Source organism: Micromonospora sp. NPDC023633, from assembly GCF_040640035.1.
Taxonomy (GTDB): domain Bacteria; phylum Actinomycetota; class Actinomycetes; order Mycobacteriales; family Micromonosporaceae; genus Micromonospora.
Window position 1 is genome coordinate 2,893 of record NZ_JBFABB010000073.1, and the last position, 16,811, is coordinate 19,703.

A 16,811-nucleotide genomic window follows, 5' to 3' on the forward strand; every position below is an offset into this window, starting at 1 on the left:
GGGGGTGGTGGGTCGGCGCGGGCGGGTGGGGGGGGGGCGGGTGCTGCTCCCGGGCCCCCCCCCGGGGGGCGGACCCCTCCGAGGGTCCGCCGCCGTCCGTTTCGCCCGAACACACTGATGGTGGCCAGCACGATGATGTATCGCTGGACCATAGTGTGTGCCACACAGTATGGTGTGACGCATGGTGAGCGATGAGATCCTGCGGACGCACCTTCAGGAGTTGCGTCGGGGCACCGTGGTGGTGGCGAGCCTCGTCGCGCTGCGCCGCCCCGACTACGGCTACGCGTTGCTGCAACGCCTCGCCGACCACGGCTTTCCGGTCGACGCCAACACGCTCTACCCGCTGCTGCGGCGGCTGGAGGAGCAGGGGCTGCTGACCAGCGAGTGGAACACCGAGGAGAGCCGGCCGCGCAAGTTCTACCGGACCAGCGAGGAGGGCGAGTCGGTGCTGGGCCGGCTCCTCACCGACCTCGCCACAGTGCAGACCTCCCTGACCGGACTGATCGAAGGAGCCGACCGATGACCACCCTGACCGACCGATACCTCGCCGCGACCCTGCGCTCGGTGCCGGTCGCGCGCCGCGAGGAGATCGCCACCGAGCTGCGCGCCTCGATCGAGGACATGGTCGAGGGCCGCACGGCCGGTGGGCAGGACGCCACCGCCGCCGAGCGGGAGGTGCTCACCGAGCTGGGCGACCCGGACAAGCTCGCCGCCCGCTACGCCGACCGCCGGTTGCAGCTCATCGGCCCGGCCTACTACCTGGCCTGGGCGCGGCTGATGAAACTGCTGCTCAGCTTCATCCCGGCCCTGGCCGGCGTGCTGGCCGGCCTGCTCCGGGTCGCCGACGGCGGCGACGTGGGTGCGGGGATCGGCACGGGCATCTCCACCGCCATCCAGGTCGCCGTCCAGATCGCCTTCTGGGTGACCGCGGTCTTCGCGGTGCTGGAGCGCACCAAGACCCCCCTGCACCTGCCCGCGTGGAGCGTCGACCAGCTGCCGGAGGACACGGCCGACCGGCAGATCACCCTGGCCGACATCGCCGCCTCGGTCACCTTCCTGGCACTGGTCATCGCCTACCTGCCGATGCAGCACTTCCGGTCGTTCGTACCCACCGACGGTGACGACAACCTGCCGATCCTCGATCCGGCGCTGTGGAGCTTCTGGCTGCCGTTCCTGATCGTGGTGCTGGTGGCCACGATCGGCCTGGAGTTCGCCAAGTACCGGGCCGGGCGCTGGACCTGGCCGCTGGTCGCGGTGAAGGCGGTGCTCGACCTGGCGTTCGCGGTGCCGGTGGTCTGGTTGATGTCGACCGACCGGCTGCTCAACCCCGACCTCGTGGCCCGCTTCGACTGGCTCGGCAAGGGCGACAACCTGAACCTGCTGGCGACCGCGGTGATCGCCGGCACCGTGCTGGTGACGCTCTGGGACATCCTCGACAGCGCCGTCAAGACGTGGCGCAACCGCACCTGATCCACCCCCGCCACGGCCCGGCACGTCGCGCGTGCCGGGCCGTCGCGCGTGTCGCCGCCGGCCACCCGCCCCGGGCCGGACTCCTGACCGGCGGCGACCGGCGGGATGAGATCCTGACCTGGATGAACACCGTGACGGACGACGACTGGCGGCGGCCGGGGCCGACCCCGGAACAGCGGCGGTTCGACGTCTACGCCGGGCTGGCGGCGACCCTCCTGGCACTGGTCAGCCTCACCCTGGCCCGAAGCACCGGGGCGTTCCTGCTGGGGCCGCCGCCGTCCGGGCCGGAGCAGGTCTTCTGGACCGTCGCGTTGACGCTGCCGCTGGTCTGGCGGCGCCGGTTCCCCGCCGCCGTCACCGTGGTCGTCTCGATCGGCTTCATCGCCGCCCAGGCGCGCTCCGCCCCGGAGACGCAGCTCGCCTCGTGGGGGCTGTTCGCGGCCCTCTACTCCCTCGGCGCGTGGGGCCCCGACCGCCGGCTGGCCCGGCGGCTGCGCATCGGCGTCATCGCCACCATGTTCATCTGGCTGGGCGCGTACTACGCCGTCACGATCGACAGCATCCCGGCGGACGCGTTCGCCCGCGCGGTCGGGCCCGTACCCCCGGTGCTCGCGGCAATGGTGAACGGGGTGCTGGTCAACGGCCTCTTCTTCGGGTTCGCGTACTTCTTCGGGGAGACCGCGTGGCTGGCCGCCCGGCGTCAGCACGAGGTGCAGGCGCGGGCCGAGGAGCTGCGCCGCTCGCAGGCCGAGATCCGCGAGCACGCGGTGGTGGGCGAGCGGCTCCGCATCGCCCGGGAGCTGCACGACGTGGTCGCCCACCACGTGTCGGTGATGGGGGTGCAGGCGTCCGCCGCCCGCCGGGTGTTCGACAAGGACCCGGTCAAGGCCCGCGCGGCGCTGAGCGCGATCGAGGAGACCGCCCGCACGGCCGTCGACGAGCTGCGCCGGATGCTCGGCCTGCTGCGCGCCCGCGACGGCGGCCCGGAGCGCGCGGAGCAGCCGGGACCCGCCGGGATCGACCAGGTCGCGGCCGTGGTCGAGCGCGCCCGCGAGGCCGGGCTGCGGGCCACCATGGGGGTGTACGGGGATCCGGCGCCGCTGCCGGACTCGGTCTCCCAGGCGGCGTACCGGGTGGCCCAGGAGGCCGTGACGAACGCGCTCAAGCACGCCGCCGGCGCGACCGCGCTCGACGTGCGGATCCGCTACCTGGCACACGAGGTGGAGGTCGACGTGACCGATGACGGACGGGCCACCCGCCCGGCGAATGCCGACGGACTCGGCCTGGTCGGGATGCGCGAGCGGGTCGCCACCCACGGTGGCGAGCTGGAGGTCGGTCCGCGGGCCGGCGGCGGCTGGCGGGTCCGGGCCCGGTTCCCGCTGCCGCAGCCGGTGGGGCGGCCGGCGTGAGCGCCGACCAGGAGGTGCCCGGGATCGACCGTCCGGTCCGGGTGCTGCTCGCCGACGACCAGCACCTGGTCCGCACCGGCTTCCGGGTCATCCTGGAGGTGGAGGACGACATCGAGGTGGTCGGGGAGGCCGCCGACGGCGAGCGCGCCGCCAGCATGACCCGGGCGCTGCGGCCGGACGTGGTGCTGATGGACGTGGAGATGCCCGGGGTCGACGGGCTGGAGGCCACCCGGCGGATCACCGCCGAGGAGGACAAGCCGGGCGGGCCGGCCGTGCTGATCCTCACCACCTTCGACCGGGACGACTACCTGTTCGCCGCGCTGCGCGCCGGGGCCAGCGGCTTCCTGCTCAAGAACGGCACCCCGGAGGCCCTGATCGAGGCGATCCGGGTGCTCGCCCGGGGCGACGGCCTGCTCGCCCCGGAACTCACCCGGCGGGTGATCGCCACCTTCGCCCGCCCCGGCGAGCCCGTCACGCCGGGCGGCCCGAGGACGGCTCCCGAGGCGGCGCTGCGGGACCTCACCCCCCGCGAGCGGGAAGTCCTGGTCCTGGTCGCCGGCGGCGCCAGCAACGCCGAGATCGCCGCCGAGCTGCACCTGGGCGAGGCGACGGTGAAGACGCACGTCAGCCGGGTGCTCGCCAAGCTGGGCCTGCGCGACCGGGTGCAGGCGGTGGTCTTCGCGTACGAGCACGGGGTGGTGCGTCCCGGCCGCTGACCGGTCTCCGCCACGAGGGGGACGGCACCCTCGATCTCGGGACGGACGGCGGGCGGCGGCCGACGATCTAGCGTGAACGCCGTGACCAACGTGCTCCGCCTCGACGGCGTCGACCGCAGCTTCGGCGACCGGCGGGTGCTCCAGAACGTGTCCTTCGACGTGGCCGCCGGCCGGATGACCGGCTTCGTGGGCGGCAACGGCGCCGGCAAGACCACCACCATGCGGATCATCCTCGGGGTGCTCGCCCCGGACGGCGGCGAGATCACCTGGCAGGGGGCGCCGCTGACCAGGCGGGCCCGCCAGCGCTTCGGCTACATGCCGGAGGAGCGCGGCCTCTACCCGAAGATGAGCGTCCGGGAACAGGTGTCCTACCTGGGCCGGCTGCACGGGATGACCGCCGACGCCGCGCGGCGCGACACGGACGCGCTGCTGGAGCGGGTCGGGCTCGCCGAGCGCGGCGACGACCTGCTGGAGACGCTGTCGCTGGGCAACCAGCAGCGCGCGCAGATCGCCGCCGCCCTGGTGCACGACCCCGAGGTGCTGGTGCTCGACGAGCCGTTCTCCGGGCTCGACCCGCTGGCCGTGGACATGGTCGTGGCGGTCCTGCGGGAGCGGGCCGCCGCGGGCGCGCCGGTGCTGTTCTCCAGCCACCAGCTGGACGTCGTCGAGCGGCTCTGCGACGACCTGGTGATCATCGGCGGCGGCGTGATCCGGGCCGCCGGCAGCCGGGAGGAACTGCGCGCGACGTACACCGTGCCCCGGTACGAGCTGGTGGTGGAGACCGACGCCGGCTGGCTGCGGGACCAGCCCGGCGTGACCCTGGTCGACCTGGACGGCGCGCGCGCCGTGTTCGACCTCGCGCCCGGCGCGGACGAGCAGCCGGTGCTGCACGCGGCGCTGGCCCGCGGCCCGGTCCGCGCGTTCCGCCCGGTCAGCCCGTCCCTCACCGAGATCTTCCGAGAGGTCGCCCAGTGAACACCACGCAGGCCACCCGGCTGGTCGCCGCCCGGGAGATCCGGGTCAAGCTGCGCGACCGCACCTTCCTGTTCAGCACCCTGTTCTTCCTGCTGATCGCCGCCGCCGCGACCATCCTGCCGCCGCTGCTCTCCGGCGGCCCGTCGAGCGTGGCGGTGACCGCGGCGGCGGCCGGCCCGCTGCGCGAGGCGGGGCTCCAGGTGCGGACGGTCCCCGACGACCGCGCCGCCGAGCAGGCCGTACGCGACGGCGACGTCGACGCCGCGGTGGTCTCCGGACCGGCGGTGCTGGCCATGGACGAGGCCCCCGACGACGTGGTGGCGGCGCTGAGCACCCAGCCCGCCGTCCGGCTGCTGGACCCCGACGCGGTGGACCCGGTGGTGGCCTTCCTGGTGCCGTTCGCCTTCGCGTTCATCTTCTTCATCACCTCGCAGACCTTCGGCGTGCAGATCGCCCAGAGCATCGTCGAGGAGAAGCAGACCCGGATCGTGGAGATCCTGGTGGCCGCGGTGCCCGTGCGGGCGTTGCTGGCCGGCAAGATGATCGCCGGCACGGTGCTGGCCCTCGGGCAGATCGCCCTCGTCGCCCTGGTCGCCCTGATCGGGGTGCAGTTCGGCGACAGCGGCGGGCTGCTCTCGCTGCTGGCTCCGGCGATCGGCTGGTTCCTGCCGTTCTTCCTGCTCGGCTTCGTGCTGGTCGCGGCCATGTGGGCGGCGGCCGGGGCGCTGGTGAACCGCCAGGAGGACATCGCGGGCGTGTCGACGCCGGTGCAGCTCGCGGTCATGCTGCCGTTCTTCGCGGTGATCTTCCTGAACGACAACGCGACGGCCATGCGGGTGCTGTCCTACCTGCCGTTCTCCGCGCCGACGGCCATGCCGTTGCGGCTGTTCACCGGGGACGCGGCCGGCTGGGAGCCGCTGGTGTCCCTGGTCCTGCTGCTGGTCGCGGCCGCCGCGTTCGTGGCCGCCGGGGCCCGGGTGTACGAGGGTTCGCTGCTGCGCACCAACGGCCGCACCTCGGTCCGGACGGCGTGGCGCTCGCGCGAGACGCTGGGCTGAGCGGCGTCGCCCGGCACGCCCCGGCGTGCCGGGCGGCATCGCGGCCCCGGGCGGGACGCGACCGGGCGGTCAGCGCGACGGCGGGACCGTGTCCCAGCCGGGCGGCAGGGCCGGGACCGGCCAGGCCGGGTCCGGTCGCCAGGCCGACCACGCCGCGTCCCACCAGCGCTCCCCCGCGTCGAGCAGGGCGGCGATCCGGTCGCCCTCGGCCCGGATCGCGTCGGCCATCCCCGGGTAGCGCCCCTCCGCGAGGCGCTGGGCGAACATCTCCACGTCCTTCCAGACGTAGCCGTCCTCGGCCGCGCCCCACCAGAGGTCCAGCTCGTGGTCGAGGGTGTCCATCCCGATCGGGGTACGCCGCACCGGGTCCTGGAGGTTGAAGTACCACCCGGCGAAGGCGCGCTCCGGGCCGGTCCAGAAGACGTCCACGGAGTGCGCCTCGCCCGGGCGGTGCAGCATCAGCTTGCCGTGCCCGCTCCACGCCCGGTGCCCGGCGACCTGCCACGGGTGCCGCCCGCACGGGAAGCTGCCGGCCTCGGGAAAGCCGAACTCCGCGCCCGGCGGCAGGTAGAGCGCGAGCAGGTCGGGCGAGTCCTCGACGCAGATCGTCGGACAGCCGAACCACACCTCGCCGCGCAGGACCTCGCGCCGGACCACGACGTCGCCCGGCGCGAACCGGCGACCCCCGCCCGCCCGACCACCGCTTCGCCCCGCACGGCCCGAGGGATCCACACCCCGCAGCCTAGCGAGCGCCGGACGGCTTGCGCGCACGACGAGCCCGCGCCCGCGTCGAGGGCGGTCGCATGTCCGACAGGGGGTGCGCGGCGTCCCTACGATGTGGACCGATGCGATGGAGACCCGGGGCCGGGACGACGAACAGGTCGGTGCGGGCCTGGTGCGGCGTGCTCGTCACCGCCGCCCTGCTGCTCGTCACCGTCTGGTGGAACGTGTGGGAGGTTCGCCGCACGTGGGACCACGTCGGCGCCGCCCTCGTCACCCCCACCCCGGGCAGCGTGCGGATCGTGAGCTGCGACGCGGGCTCCGCGAGCAAGGGCGATCGGACCTGTCACGGCCCCTTCACCAGCGACGACGGCACGGTACGGATCGACTCGATCAGCCTGCGCGTCCCGGTCGAGGCGGGACCGGGCTCGACCGCGTCGGCCGTGGTCAGCGGAACCGGGGCCGGCGGGGCGTGGTCCAACGACTGGGGATTCGCTGTCGGACGGCTCGGCGTCCATGTCGTCGCCGGGACCGCCGGGTCCCCGCCGCCGTACCCGGCGGCGGGGAGCCGGGCATGGGCCCGTCGGGATCAGCCGACGGCCTCCATCACCTCGTCGCTGACGTCGAAGTTCGCGTAGACGTTCTGCACGTCGTCGCAGTCCTCCAGGACGTCGATCAGCTTGAAGATCTTGCGGGCGCCCTCCTCGTCGAGGGGGACGTTGACGCTCGGGATCAGCGACGACTCTGCCGACTCGTACTCGATGCCGGCGTCCTGGAGCGCGGTGCGGACCGCGATCAGGTCGGTCGGCTCGGAGACCACCTCGAACGCCTCGCCCAGGTCGTTGACCTCCTCGGCGCCGGCGTCGAGGACCGCCATCATCACGTCGTCCTCGGTCGTGCCGGCCTTGGGGACGATCACCACGCCCTTGCGGGAGAACATGTACGACACCGAGCCCGCGTCGGCGAGCGAGCCGCCGTTACGGGTCAGCGCGGTGCGGACCTCGGTCGCCGCGCGGTTGCGGTTGTCCGTGAGGCACTCGATCAGCATCGCCACGCCGTTCGGGCCGTAGCCCTCGTACATGATGGTCTGCCAGTCGGCGCCGCCGGCCTCCAGGCCCGAGCCGCGCTTGACGGCGCGGTCGATGTTGTCGTTGGGGACCGAGTTCTTCTTCGCCTTCTGGATGGCGTCGTAGAGCGTCGGGTTGCCGGCCGGGTCACCGCCGCCGGTCCGCGCGGCGACCTCGACGTTCTTGATCAGCTTAGCGAACATCTTGCCGCGCTTGGCGTCGATGACCGCCTTCTTGTGCTTGGTCGTCGCCCACTTTGAGTGGCCGGACATCTGCTACCTCCGTTGCTACCCGCCGTCTGCATCGACCGACCGCGCACGCCCTGCCCCCGCCGGCGCACGCGGTGGTGCCGGTCAGCCCTGCGGGAAAGCCGTGACGGGCAGCTGGCCCCGCCGAATCTCGGCAATCCTACCGACGTCCGGCGGGTGGCTGTCACGCGCGGCACGGCGCGGGCCCGTCCCGTGCGGTGCGACGAGGGTCGACGGGGGCAGCCCGGGCCTGCGTCCCGGCGCCGGGTCAACGGCGCGGGCGGGGCCCTCTATCGAGGAGGAGACCCCGCCCGACGTGCCACGGGACCGCTCAGCGGGCCGCGCGGACCAGCTCCACGAAGTACGCGTGCACCCGCGCGTCGCCGGTCAGCTCCGGGTGGAACGAGGTGGCCAGCAGGTTGCCCTGCCGCACCGCCACGATCCGGCCGGCGGCCGGTCCCTCGGTCACGGTGCCGAGCACCTCGACGCCGTCGCCGACCCGCTCGACCCACGGCGCCCGGATGAACACCGCGTGGAACGGCCCGCCCTCGACGCCGGTGATCCCCACCGACGCCTCGAACGAGTCGACCTGCCGGCCGAAGGCGTTGCGCCGCACGGTCATCTCGATGCCGGCGAAGCCGCGCTGGTCGGGACGGCCGTCGAGGACGTCGGACGCCAGCATGATCATGCCGGCGCAGGAGCCGTAGACCGGCATGCCGTCGGCGATGCGCTTGTCGATCGGCTCGCGCAGCTCGAAGATGTCGGCGAGCTTGCTGATCGTGGTGGACTCGCCGCCGGGGATCACCAGCCCGTCCACCGCGTCCAGCTCCTGCGCACGGCGTACGGGACGGGCGTCCGCGCCGGCCGCGGCGAGCGCGGCGACGTGCTCGCGGACGTCGCCCTGGAGGGCGAGCACGCCGATGACGGGTGCGTCGCTCATGTCACCGTTCCTCTCGTCGACCTGCCGCGGTGGCCCCTCCGCCACCCCGGGGGCGCGGAAGGGCCCTTCCTCACCAGCCGCGCTCGGCCAGGCGGTGCGGCTGCGGGATGTCGTCGACGTTGATGCCGACCATCGCCTCGCCCAGGCCCCGCGAGACCTTCGCCAGCACGTCCGGGTCGTCGTGGAAGGTGGTGGCCTTCACGATCGCGGCGGCCCGCTGCGCCGGGTTGCCGGACTTGAAGATGCCGGAGCCGACGAAGACGCCCTCGGCGCCGAGCTGCATCATCATCGCGGCGTCGGCCGGGGTGGCGATCCCACCGGCGGTGAACAGCACCACCGGCAGCTTGCCGCTCTCGGCGACCTCCTTGACCAGCTCGTACGGCGCCTGGAGCTCCTTGGCGGCCACGTACAGCTCGTCGGCCGGCAGCGAGCCCAGCCGGCGGATCTCCTGGCGGATCTTGCGCATGTGGGTGGTGGCGTTGGAGACGTCACCGGTGCCGGCCTCGCCCTTGGAGCGGATCATGGCCGCGCCCTCGGTGATCCGGCGCAGGGCCTCGCCGAGGTTGGTCGCCCCGCAGACGAAGGGCACGGTGAAGGCCCACTTGTCGATGTGGTTGGCGTAGTCGGCCGGGGTCAGCACCTCGGACTCGTCGACGTAGTCGACGCCGAGCGACTGGAGGATCTGGGCCTCCACGAAGTGGCCGATCCGGGCCTTGGCCATGACGGGGATGGAGACGGCGTTGATGATGCCGTCGATCATGTCGGGGTCGCTCATCCGGGACACCCCGCCCTGGGCACGGATGTCGGCGGGCACCCGCTCGAGCGCCATCACCGCGACGGCGCCGGCGTCCTCGGCGATCTTGGCCTGCTCGGCGTTGACCACGTCCATGATCACGCCGCCCTTGAGCATCTCGGCCATGCCGCGCTTGACGCGGGCGGTGCCGGTGACGGGGCTGGCGCTAGCGTTCTGGGCAGTGGTTTCGGGCACGGGTCATCGCTCCTCGAACGTGCTCGGGGGGTGGCTGCGGAAATGCTACGACGGTCCCAACGCCGATCCGACAGCCAATCACGCCCACGGTGGCCTGCACTGTGGCAGTCGTCACCGGCCGTCGCCGGTTCCTCCCCGCCCGTCCCGTCCCGACCGCGACGCCCCGTCCCGGATGCCCGGCAGTGTCCGCGCCCCGTTCCGGTGCGAGCCGGAGGCGATCAGGACGCCATGGACCTCGAAGCGGCCGGATGACGTCCATGGGGCCCTGATCACGATGCGGCCCCAGCGCACGGTTGCGCCCCGTTCAGCCGGTGGGGACGTCGGCCGGGACGGTGAGCGTGGGGTCGTCGATGTCGAAGTAGCGCGGCCACGGGCGGCGGCGCCCCATCCGCAACAGGCGCACCAGCGGGCGGCCTCGCGCCGCCCGGGCGTCGCGGACCAGGTCGGTGTGCACCTGGCGGGCCAGGGCCAGCCGCCGGCTCGCGGCGATCACCGCCTCGCAGTCCGGGTCGGTCGGGTCCAGCTCCACCGCCCGCAGCTGGCGGGTGAGGTCGTTCTCGGCGGCCTCCCGCTCGTCCGGCTCGGCGTCCAGCGCGATCCGCGCCGCCGCGTACAGCTCGACGCCGTAGCGGCGCTCGGCCAGGACGGCGGCGGCCGCCGCCCGGCGCAGCAGGTGGGCCTCCAGGGCGCGGGCCGCCAGCTCCGCCCGCGCGTGCAACCGGCCCACCCGGCCGGCGGTCCAGACGAGGTACGCCGCGACCAGCCCGACGACCAGGGTCGCGGCCACCACCCACCAGAAGCCCGGCATCGTCAGTCCAGCCCCACCCATTCGGTGTCCATGACCCGCCCGTCGGTGGCCTCGATCGCCGCCGCGTACACCTCCAGCACCCGCCGGGCGACCACGGGCCAGTCGAAGGTGGCCACCACCTGGTCACCGCAGGCGGTCAGCGCGGCCCGGGCGTCGGCGTCGTCGAGCAGGTCCGCCAGGGCGGTACGCAGCGCGGCCGGGTCCCCGGTCGGGAACAGCCGGCCGGCCCGGCCGCCGTCGAGCACGCGGCGGAACGCGTCGAGGTCGCTGGCGACGACGGTCGTGCCCGCCGCGAGCGCCTCGGTGAGGATCATGCCGAAGGACTCCCCGCCGGTGTTCGGCGCCACGTAGAGGTGCACGCTGCGCAACATCCGCGCCTTGTCCTCCTCGGAGACCAGCCCGAGGAAGGTCACCCGGTCCCGCAGGTCGGCCGGAAACCGCCCGAACAGGTCGTCCGCGTCGCCGGGGCCGGCCACCAGCAGCCGCAGGCCGGGACGCTGCCGGGCCAGTTCCACGAAGGCGTCCCGCAGGATCGGGAACCCCTTGCGGGCCTCGGTGAACCGGCCGAGGAACCCGATCGCGCCGTCCCGGCCCGGCGGGCACTCCCCCGGCCAGCCCGGCAGGGGCAGCGCGTGACTGAACTTCGCGACGGCCACCCCGTTCGGGATCTCCACCGCGCCGCCGTCCATGTGCTCGACCTGCACCTTGCGCGCCAGCGCGCTCACCGCGATCCGGGCGGTGATCCGCTCCAGCACGATCTGGAGCACGCCCTGCGCGGCGGCCAGCGCCCGCGACCGCGTCATCGCGGTGTGGAAGGTGGCCACCACCGGGCCCCGGGCGGAGAGCACGGCCAGCAGCGACAGGCTCAGGGTCAGCGGCTCGTGCACGTGCAGCACGTCGAACTCGCCCCGGATGATCCAGCGTCGTACCCGCGCGGTGGAGACCGGGCCGAAGGCGATCCGGGCCACCGAGCCGTTGTACGGCAGCGGCACGGCCCGGCCCGCCGGCACCACGTACGGCGGCAGCGGGGAGTCCTCGTCGGCCGGGGCGAGCACGCTCACCTCGTGGCCGAGCCCGATCAGCGCCTCGGCGAGGTCCATGACGTGGTTCTGCACCCCACCGGGCACGTCGAAGGAGTACGGGCACACGATGCCGATGCGCACGTGCAAACGCCTCCCTTACGCCTGTCCGGCGGCCGGGGAGGGCAGGGTCGCGCCGCCACCCGTGCCGTGCTGGTCCAGCCACATCCGCTGCAACATGTGCCAGTCTTCCGGATGCCGGGCGATGCCCGCCGCCAGACCGTCGGCGATCCGCTGGGTCAGCGACCGGACCCGCTGGTCGAGCGGGCCCTCCTCCGGGCCGGGCAGCGGCAGGGGTCCCTCGATCGACGCGCACGCCGCGTCCGCTTCGTACCACATCGAGGCGACGTAGAGGGGCGCTCCCGTGCGCAGCGCGAGCAGGGCCGGGCCCGGGGGCATCCGGGTGCGGTGGCCGAAGAACTCGACCTCCACGCCCCGCGCGGAGAGGTCACGGTCGGCCAGCAGCGGCACCACCGTGCCGGCCCGGACCCGGTCGACCAGCACGTCGAACGCGTTCCGCTCGCCGCCGTGGGTGGGCAGGATCTCCATGCCCAGGCTGCGGCGGAAGGCGAGGAACCGCTGGTAGACGCCCTCCGGCCGGAGCCGTTCCGCGACGGTGGTGATCGGCCAGCCGGTCGCCGCGACCCAGGCGCCGGCGGCGTCCCAGTTGCCGGCGTGCGGCAGCGCCACGACCGCGCCCCGACCGGCCGCCACGTCGGCGGCGAGCTTCTCCTCGCCGTCGAGCCGGAAGCCGGCCAGGATCTCCGCCCGGCTGAGCGCGGGCAGCCGGAACGCCTCCAGCCAGTAGCGGGCGTACGAGCGCAGGCCGCGGCGGACCAACTCGTCGAGTTCGGCCTCCGGCAGGTCGGGGCCGACCACCCGGCGCAGGTTCGCGCGCAGTCGGGCCGTACCCCCGCCGCCGCGGCGGTGGGCGCGGTCGGCGCCCGCCCGGAACGCCGCGGCCGTGACGGACCGGGGCAGCGCGCGGATCACGCGCCATCCGGCGACGTAGCCGAGCTCGGTGAGGTTCACCGGCGCCGGCCCCCCGGCCGCGGCCGACCCGCGAGTGTCGCGCTCACCCCTGTCCGCCCGGATTGGTGTGCACCCGCTGGGCCTGGCGGTACACGTGCGCCATCCGCTGGCCGACGGTGAAGATCGACACGGCGGCGAGCAGCCAGAGCGCGACCTCCAGCGCACGCCCGACGCCGAGGCCGGTGAGCAGCCCGCCGACGCCGACGATGAGCAGCCGCTCGGTGCGCTCGGCGATGCCCACGTTGCAGGTCATGCCGAGCCCCTCGGCGCGGGCCTTGACGTAGGAGACCAGCCCGCCGGCGGCCAGGCAGAGCAGCGCGGCGGCGACGCCCGAGTACTGGTGCTGGGTGGCCAGCCAGTACGCCACCGCGCCGAAGACGGCGCTGTCGGCGACCCGGTCCATGCTCGAATCGAGGAACGCCCCGAACTTCGTGGCGCCCCCGCTCATCCGGGCCATCGTCCCGTCGAGCAGGTCGGTGAGCGCGAAGAAGGTCACTATCAGGGCCCCGGCGACCAGATGACCGCGGGCACCGAAGCCGAGCGCGCCGACGAGCACCCCGAGGGTGCCCGCCACGGTGACCGCGTTGGGAGTTACGCCCGCTCGGAGCAGGCGGCGTGCGACCGGCTCGACGACACGGGTCATCCCCGCGCGGGCCGACACTTGGAAGATCTTCGCCATGGCGGTCCCACGATAACGGTCCGCGTAGCAGCAGCGGTACGGCCGGTCAGGCGACCCGCGGGGACGGAGCCTTGTGCCGGCCCCGGATCGGGTGTGAGATCGAGCCAGGGACGTGAGCCAGCTCACCCACCCGCCCGTTGATTACCCGCAACCCGGCACAGCACCGGAGGATGTCGCCGCGGAACCCGACCGGGCCGCTTCCCCGTCGCGCGCGGCGGTCGCCACCAACCACGGCTGAGGGAGGTGCGCCCCATGGCGCAGAAGAGTCAGGACAAGGGGGCCGCCGGCGGCGCGCCGGTGGTGACGGAGCCCGGCAGGATCCGCAACGTGGTGCTCGTCGGCCACTCCGGAGCGGGCAAGACGACGCTGGTCGAGGCGCTGCTCGCGGCGAGCGGCACGATCGGCCGGGCCGGCACCGTCGCGGACGGCACCACCGTCTGCGACCACGACCCGGCAGCCGTACGCCAGCAGCGCTCGGTGAGCCTGGCCTGCGCGCCGCTGCTGCACGACGGGATCAAGGTCAACCTGCTCGACACCCCCGGCTACGCCGACTTCGTCGGCGAGCTGCGGGCGGGGCTGCGGGCCGCCGACGCGGCGCTGTTCGTGGTCTCCGCCGTCGACGGGATGGACGCCGCCACCGCCGCCCTCTGGGAGGAGTGCGCGGCGGTGGACATGCCCCGGGCGGTCGCCGTGGCGCGGCTGGACCACCCGCGCGCCGACTTCGACGAGGCCGTGGCGCTGTGCCAGCGGGTCTTCGGCGACAACGTGCTCCCGCTCTACCTGCCGATGCTCGGCGACGACGGGGTCTCCACCGTCGGCCTGCTCGGCCTGGTCACCCGCCGGGTCTTCGACTACACCGCCGGCCTGCCGGCCCAGGTGCGCGAGCCCGACCCGGAGCACCTGCCCGCCATCGTCGAGTCCCGCGACGAGCTGATCGAGGGGATCATCGCCGAGAGCGAGGACGAGTCCCTGATGGACCGCTACCTCTCCGGCGAGGAGATCGGCACGGACGTGCTGATCGAGGACCTGGAGAAGGCGGTCGCGCGGGGCCACTTCTACCCGGTGGTGCCGGTCTGCGCCGAGACCGGGGTGGGGCTGGACGCGCTGCTGGAGGTGCTCACCGCCGGCTTCCCCTCGCCGCTGGAGCACGAGCTGCCCGCGATCGCCGGGGTCGACGGCTCCCCACGGCCGCCGCTGACCTGCGACCCGGACGGGCCGCTGGTCGCCGAGGTGGTCAAGACGACCGTGGACCGGCACGTCGGCCGGGTCTCCCTGGTCCGCGTCTTCTCCGGCACGCTGCGCCCCGAGCAGACCGTGCACGTCTCCGGGCACGGGCTGGCCGAGCGGGGCCACCCCGACCACGACGCCGACGAGCGGGTGGGCCACGTCTACACGCCGCTGGGCGCGAGCCTGCGCGAGGTGGGCGCCTGCGTGGCCGGCGACATCTGCGCGCTCACCAAGTCGGGCAGCGCGGAGACCGGCGACACCATCTCCGCCAAGGACGACCCGCTGCTGATCGCCCCCTGGGAGATGCCCGAGCCGCTGCTGCCGGTGGCCGTCGTGGCCCGCAGCCGCGCCGACGAGGATGCCCTCGCGCGGAACCTGGCCCGCCTGGTCGCCGGCGACCCCACCATGCGGCTGGAACGCAACCCGGAGACCCACCAGTTGGTGCTCTGGTGCATGGGTGAGGCGCACGCCGACGTGGTGCTGGAGCGGCTGCGCGCCGGCGGCGTGGAGCTGGAGACCGAGCCGGTCCGCGTGGCGCTGCGCGAGACGCTGACCGTCCGGGCGTCGGGGCACGGCCGGCACGTCAAGCAGTCCGGCGGCCACGGCCAGTACGCCGTCTGCGACATCGAGGTCGAGCCGCTGCCGGCCGGCGCCGGCTTCGAGTTCGTCGACCGGGTGGTCGGCGGGGCGGTGCCGCACAACTACGTCCCCTCGGTCGAGAAGGGCGTACGCACCCAGATGGAGCGCGGCCTGGTCGCCGGCCACCCGGTGGTGGACCTGCGGGTGACCCTCGTCGACGGCAAGGCGCACAGCGTCGACTCCTCCGACGCCGCCTTCCAGACCGCCGGGGCGCTGGCCCTGCGGGACGCGGCCGAGAAGGGCCAGCCGGCGCTGCTGGAGCCGGTCGACGAGGTGGTGGTCCGGGTGCCCGACTCCTCGGTGGGCGCGGTGATGGGCGACCTGTCCGGCCGGCGGGGCCGGGTGCTCGGCACCGAGGCCGACCCCGAGGCCGAGGGGCGCACCGTGGTCCGCGCCGAGGTGCCCGCCACGGAGCTGCTCCGCTACGCGGTCGAGCTGCGCTCCATGACGTCGGGCACCGGCACGTTCCGCCGCCACTTCGTCCGCTACGACCCGATGCCCACCCACCTGGCCGACCAGCTCCGCAAGGACGCCCCCACCCACCCCTGACCCCTCCCCCACCCGCCCGCCGCCCGGTCGATCATGCAGTTGGGGTGCCCCGCAAGACGGATGAATCCGGGCACTCCGGCCACCACAACCGCATGATCGACGCGGGACAGGGCGGGACAGGGCGGGGCGGGCTGGTCAGGGGCGGGCAGTGGGGAGCATCGGGCTCGGCCAGTAGGGGCGGTCGGCCTCGCGGAGGGCGGCCGACCGCAGCGCGGCCAACTGGCGCTCCACCTCGGCGAACTGGTCGGCCGACAGCGGGCCCCGGTGCAGGGCGCCGGCGTTCTCCGTCACCTGGGCCACGGTGCGGCAGCCGGGGATCGGGACCGTACGGTCGCTGCGCGCCCAGAGCCACCCGAGCGCGCCCTGGGCGAGGGTACGTCCGTCGGCGGTCAGCGCGGCCCGTACGGCGGCGACGCGGCGCAGCCACTCCGGCGCCGGCCGGCCGCCCCGGAACCACTCCAACCAACCCGGGGCGACCCCACGTACGTCGTCGCGGGGCAGCGTGGAGCCGGCCGTGTACTTGCCGGAGAGCAGTCCCATCCCCAGCGGACCCCGGTTGACGCTGGCCAGGTCGTACTTGTCGCAGACGGCGAGCAGCTCGGGGGCGTCCCGCAGCACCGACAGCGTGTGCTGCACGGCGGTGGCGTGCCGGGCGCCCCGGCCGAACGCGGCGGCGCGGTCGGGGCGATCGGTGCTCCAGCCGTACGCCCGGATCAACCCCTCGGCGACCAGGTCCTCCAGGGTGCCCAAGAGCGCCTCGGCCCGCGGCACCGGCAGGTCCGCGAGGTGCAGCTGGTAGAGGTCGATCCGGTCGGTGCCCAGCCGGCGCAGCGACTGCGTGACGGCCTGCCGCAGGTACGCCGGGGAGGGGTCCTCGCCGGTGGCCTGGCGGCTGGCCTCGTCGAAGGTGTAGCCCCACTTGGTGGCGATCACCGCCTCGTCGCGCCGACCGGCGAGGGCCCGGCCGAGCACCCGCTCCCCGTGCCCGGCCCCGTAGGTGTCGGCGGTGTCGAAGAGCGTCACCCCGATGTCGAGCGCGTGCCGGATCGCGCGGACCGACTCGTCGTCGTCGACGGCGCCCCAGCCCAGCGGCTGGGTGCCCTCGGCCCAGGGCCCGCCGATCGCCCAGCACCCCATGCCGAGGGCGCTGACCTCGATGCCGCTGCGGCCCAACGTCCGCGTCGTCACTGCCATCGCCAGATCGTGC

General features: G+C 74.2%; 17 protein-coding genes. 8 read left to right on the top strand and 9 right to left on the bottom strand.

Annotated features, from left to right (window positions below; translation table 11 throughout):
- The first annotated feature begins 181 nt into the window (after nt 1-181).
- The 6 genes from AB0G13_RS21765 (at nt 182) to AB0G13_RS21790 (ending at nt 5,628) form a co-directional block, all read left to right on the top strand.
- A complete protein-coding gene (locus AB0G13_RS21765) occupies nt 182-523 on the top strand; it encodes a PadR family transcriptional regulator (RefSeq protein WP_357876920.1) in 342 nt (113 codons plus the stop codon).
- A complete protein-coding gene (locus AB0G13_RS21770; RefSeq protein ID WP_357876923.1) occupies nt 520-1,470 on the top strand; it encodes a permease prefix domain 1-containing protein in 951 nt (316 codons plus the stop codon). The genes AB0G13_RS21765 and AB0G13_RS21770 overlap by 4 nt, the downstream gene beginning before the upstream one ends.
- Before the next feature lie 122 nt (nt 1,471-1,592).
- Nucleotides 1,593-2,879: a sensor histidine kinase gene (locus AB0G13_RS21775; protein ID WP_357876926.1), complete on the top strand. Its 1,287-nt coding sequence runs from the start codon at nt 1,593-1,595 to the stop codon at nt 2,877-2,879.
- Nucleotides 2,880-2,902: 23 nt separating this feature from the next.
- On the top strand, nt 2,903-3,595 hold the full coding sequence (locus AB0G13_RS21780; protein ID WP_357877009.1) for a response regulator transcription factor: 693 nt from the start codon (nt 2,903-2,905) through the stop codon (nt 3,593-3,595).
- Nucleotides 3,596-3,676: 81 nt separating this feature from the next.
- Nucleotides 3,677-4,570 carry an ATP-binding cassette domain-containing protein gene (locus AB0G13_RS21785; RefSeq protein WP_357876929.1) on the top strand — a complete coding sequence of 298 codons (894 nt, stop codon included), beginning with the start codon at nt 3,677-3,679 and terminating at the stop codon, nt 4,568-4,570.
- Nucleotides 4,567-5,628 (top strand): ABC transporter permease, encoded by a 1,062-nt coding sequence (locus AB0G13_RS21790; RefSeq protein ID WP_357876933.1) that lies wholly within the window; start codon nt 4,567-4,569, stop codon nt 5,626-5,628. The genes AB0G13_RS21785 and AB0G13_RS21790 overlap by 4 nt, the downstream gene beginning before the upstream one ends.
- A gap of 69 nt (nt 5,629-5,697) precedes the next feature.
- Here AB0G13_RS21790 and AB0G13_RS21795 read toward each other — a convergent pair whose 3' ends face one another.
- Nucleotides 5,698-6,285 (bottom strand): DUF402 domain-containing protein, encoded by a 588-nt coding sequence (locus tag AB0G13_RS21795; RefSeq protein WP_357876936.1) that lies wholly within the window; start codon nt 6,283-6,285, stop codon nt 5,698-5,700.
- 188 nt (nt 6,286-6,473) lie between these two features.
- On the opposite strand from AB0G13_RS21795, the gene AB0G13_RS21800 reads away from it, so the two are divergent.
- The gene (locus tag AB0G13_RS21800) at nt 6,474-6,986 is read left to right on the top strand and encodes a hypothetical protein (RefSeq protein WP_357876939.1); all 513 of its coding nucleotides are present in this window, start codon (nt 6,474-6,476) and stop codon (nt 6,984-6,986) included.
- Here the strand turns inward: AB0G13_RS21800 and AB0G13_RS21805 are convergent.
- The 7 genes from AB0G13_RS21805 to pgsA all read right to left on the bottom strand — a co-directional run bounded on the left by AB0G13_RS21805 (nt 6,938) and on the right by pgsA (nt 13,189).
- Nucleotides 6,938-7,687, bottom strand: a complete 750-nt coding sequence (locus AB0G13_RS21805) for a YebC/PmpR family DNA-binding transcriptional regulator (protein ID WP_357876942.1) — start codon at nt 7,685-7,687, stop codon at nt 6,938-6,940. The genes AB0G13_RS21800 and AB0G13_RS21805 overlap by 49 nt on opposite strands.
- Before the next feature lie 307 nt (nt 7,688-7,994).
- Nucleotides 7,995-8,603, bottom strand: coding sequence for a pyridoxal 5'-phosphate synthase glutaminase subunit PdxT (pdxT, locus tag AB0G13_RS21810; RefSeq protein WP_357876945.1), 609 nt, complete (start codon nt 8,601-8,603; stop codon nt 7,995-7,997).
- A gap of 70 nt (nt 8,604-8,673) precedes the next feature.
- Nucleotides 8,674-9,591 carry a pyridoxal 5'-phosphate synthase lyase subunit PdxS gene (pdxS, locus tag AB0G13_RS21815; RefSeq protein ID WP_357876948.1) on the bottom strand — a complete coding sequence of 306 codons (918 nt, stop codon included), beginning with the start codon at nt 9,589-9,591 and terminating at the stop codon, nt 8,674-8,676.
- A gap of 304 nt (nt 9,592-9,895) precedes the next feature.
- A complete protein-coding gene (locus AB0G13_RS21820; protein WP_357877012.1) occupies nt 9,896-10,399 on the bottom strand; it encodes a hypothetical protein in 504 nt (167 codons plus the stop codon).
- A gap of 2 nt (nt 10,400-10,401) precedes the next feature.
- The gene (locus AB0G13_RS21825; RefSeq protein WP_357876951.1) at nt 10,402-11,562 is read right to left on the bottom strand and encodes a glycosyltransferase family 4 protein; all 1,161 of its coding nucleotides are present in this window, start codon (nt 11,560-11,562) and stop codon (nt 10,402-10,404) included.
- A gap of 15 nt (nt 11,563-11,577) precedes the next feature.
- A complete protein-coding gene (locus tag AB0G13_RS21830; protein ID WP_357876954.1) occupies nt 11,578-12,510 on the bottom strand; it encodes a phosphatidylinositol mannoside acyltransferase in 933 nt (310 codons plus the stop codon).
- A 43-nt stretch (nt 12,511-12,553) separates the two neighbouring features.
- Nucleotides 12,554-13,189, bottom strand: a complete 636-nt coding sequence (gene pgsA, locus AB0G13_RS21835) for a phosphatidylinositol phosphate synthase (protein WP_357876957.1) — start codon at nt 13,187-13,189, stop codon at nt 12,554-12,556.
- Between the two features lie 252 nt (nt 13,190-13,441).
- Here pgsA and AB0G13_RS21840 point away from each other — a divergent pair, with 252 nt between their 5' ends.
- Entirely contained in the window at nt 13,442-15,604 is a 2,163-nt protein-coding gene (locus AB0G13_RS21840; RefSeq protein ID WP_357876960.1) for an elongation factor G-like protein EF-G2, read from the top strand.
- Nucleotides 15,605-15,739: 135 nt separating this feature from the next.
- Here AB0G13_RS21840 and AB0G13_RS21845 read toward each other — a convergent pair whose 3' ends face one another.
- Nucleotides 15,740-16,798, bottom strand: coding sequence for an aldo/keto reductase (locus AB0G13_RS21845; RefSeq protein WP_357876963.1), 1,059 nt, complete (start codon nt 16,796-16,798; stop codon nt 15,740-15,742).
- Nucleotides 16,799-16,811 lie beyond the last annotated feature (13 nt).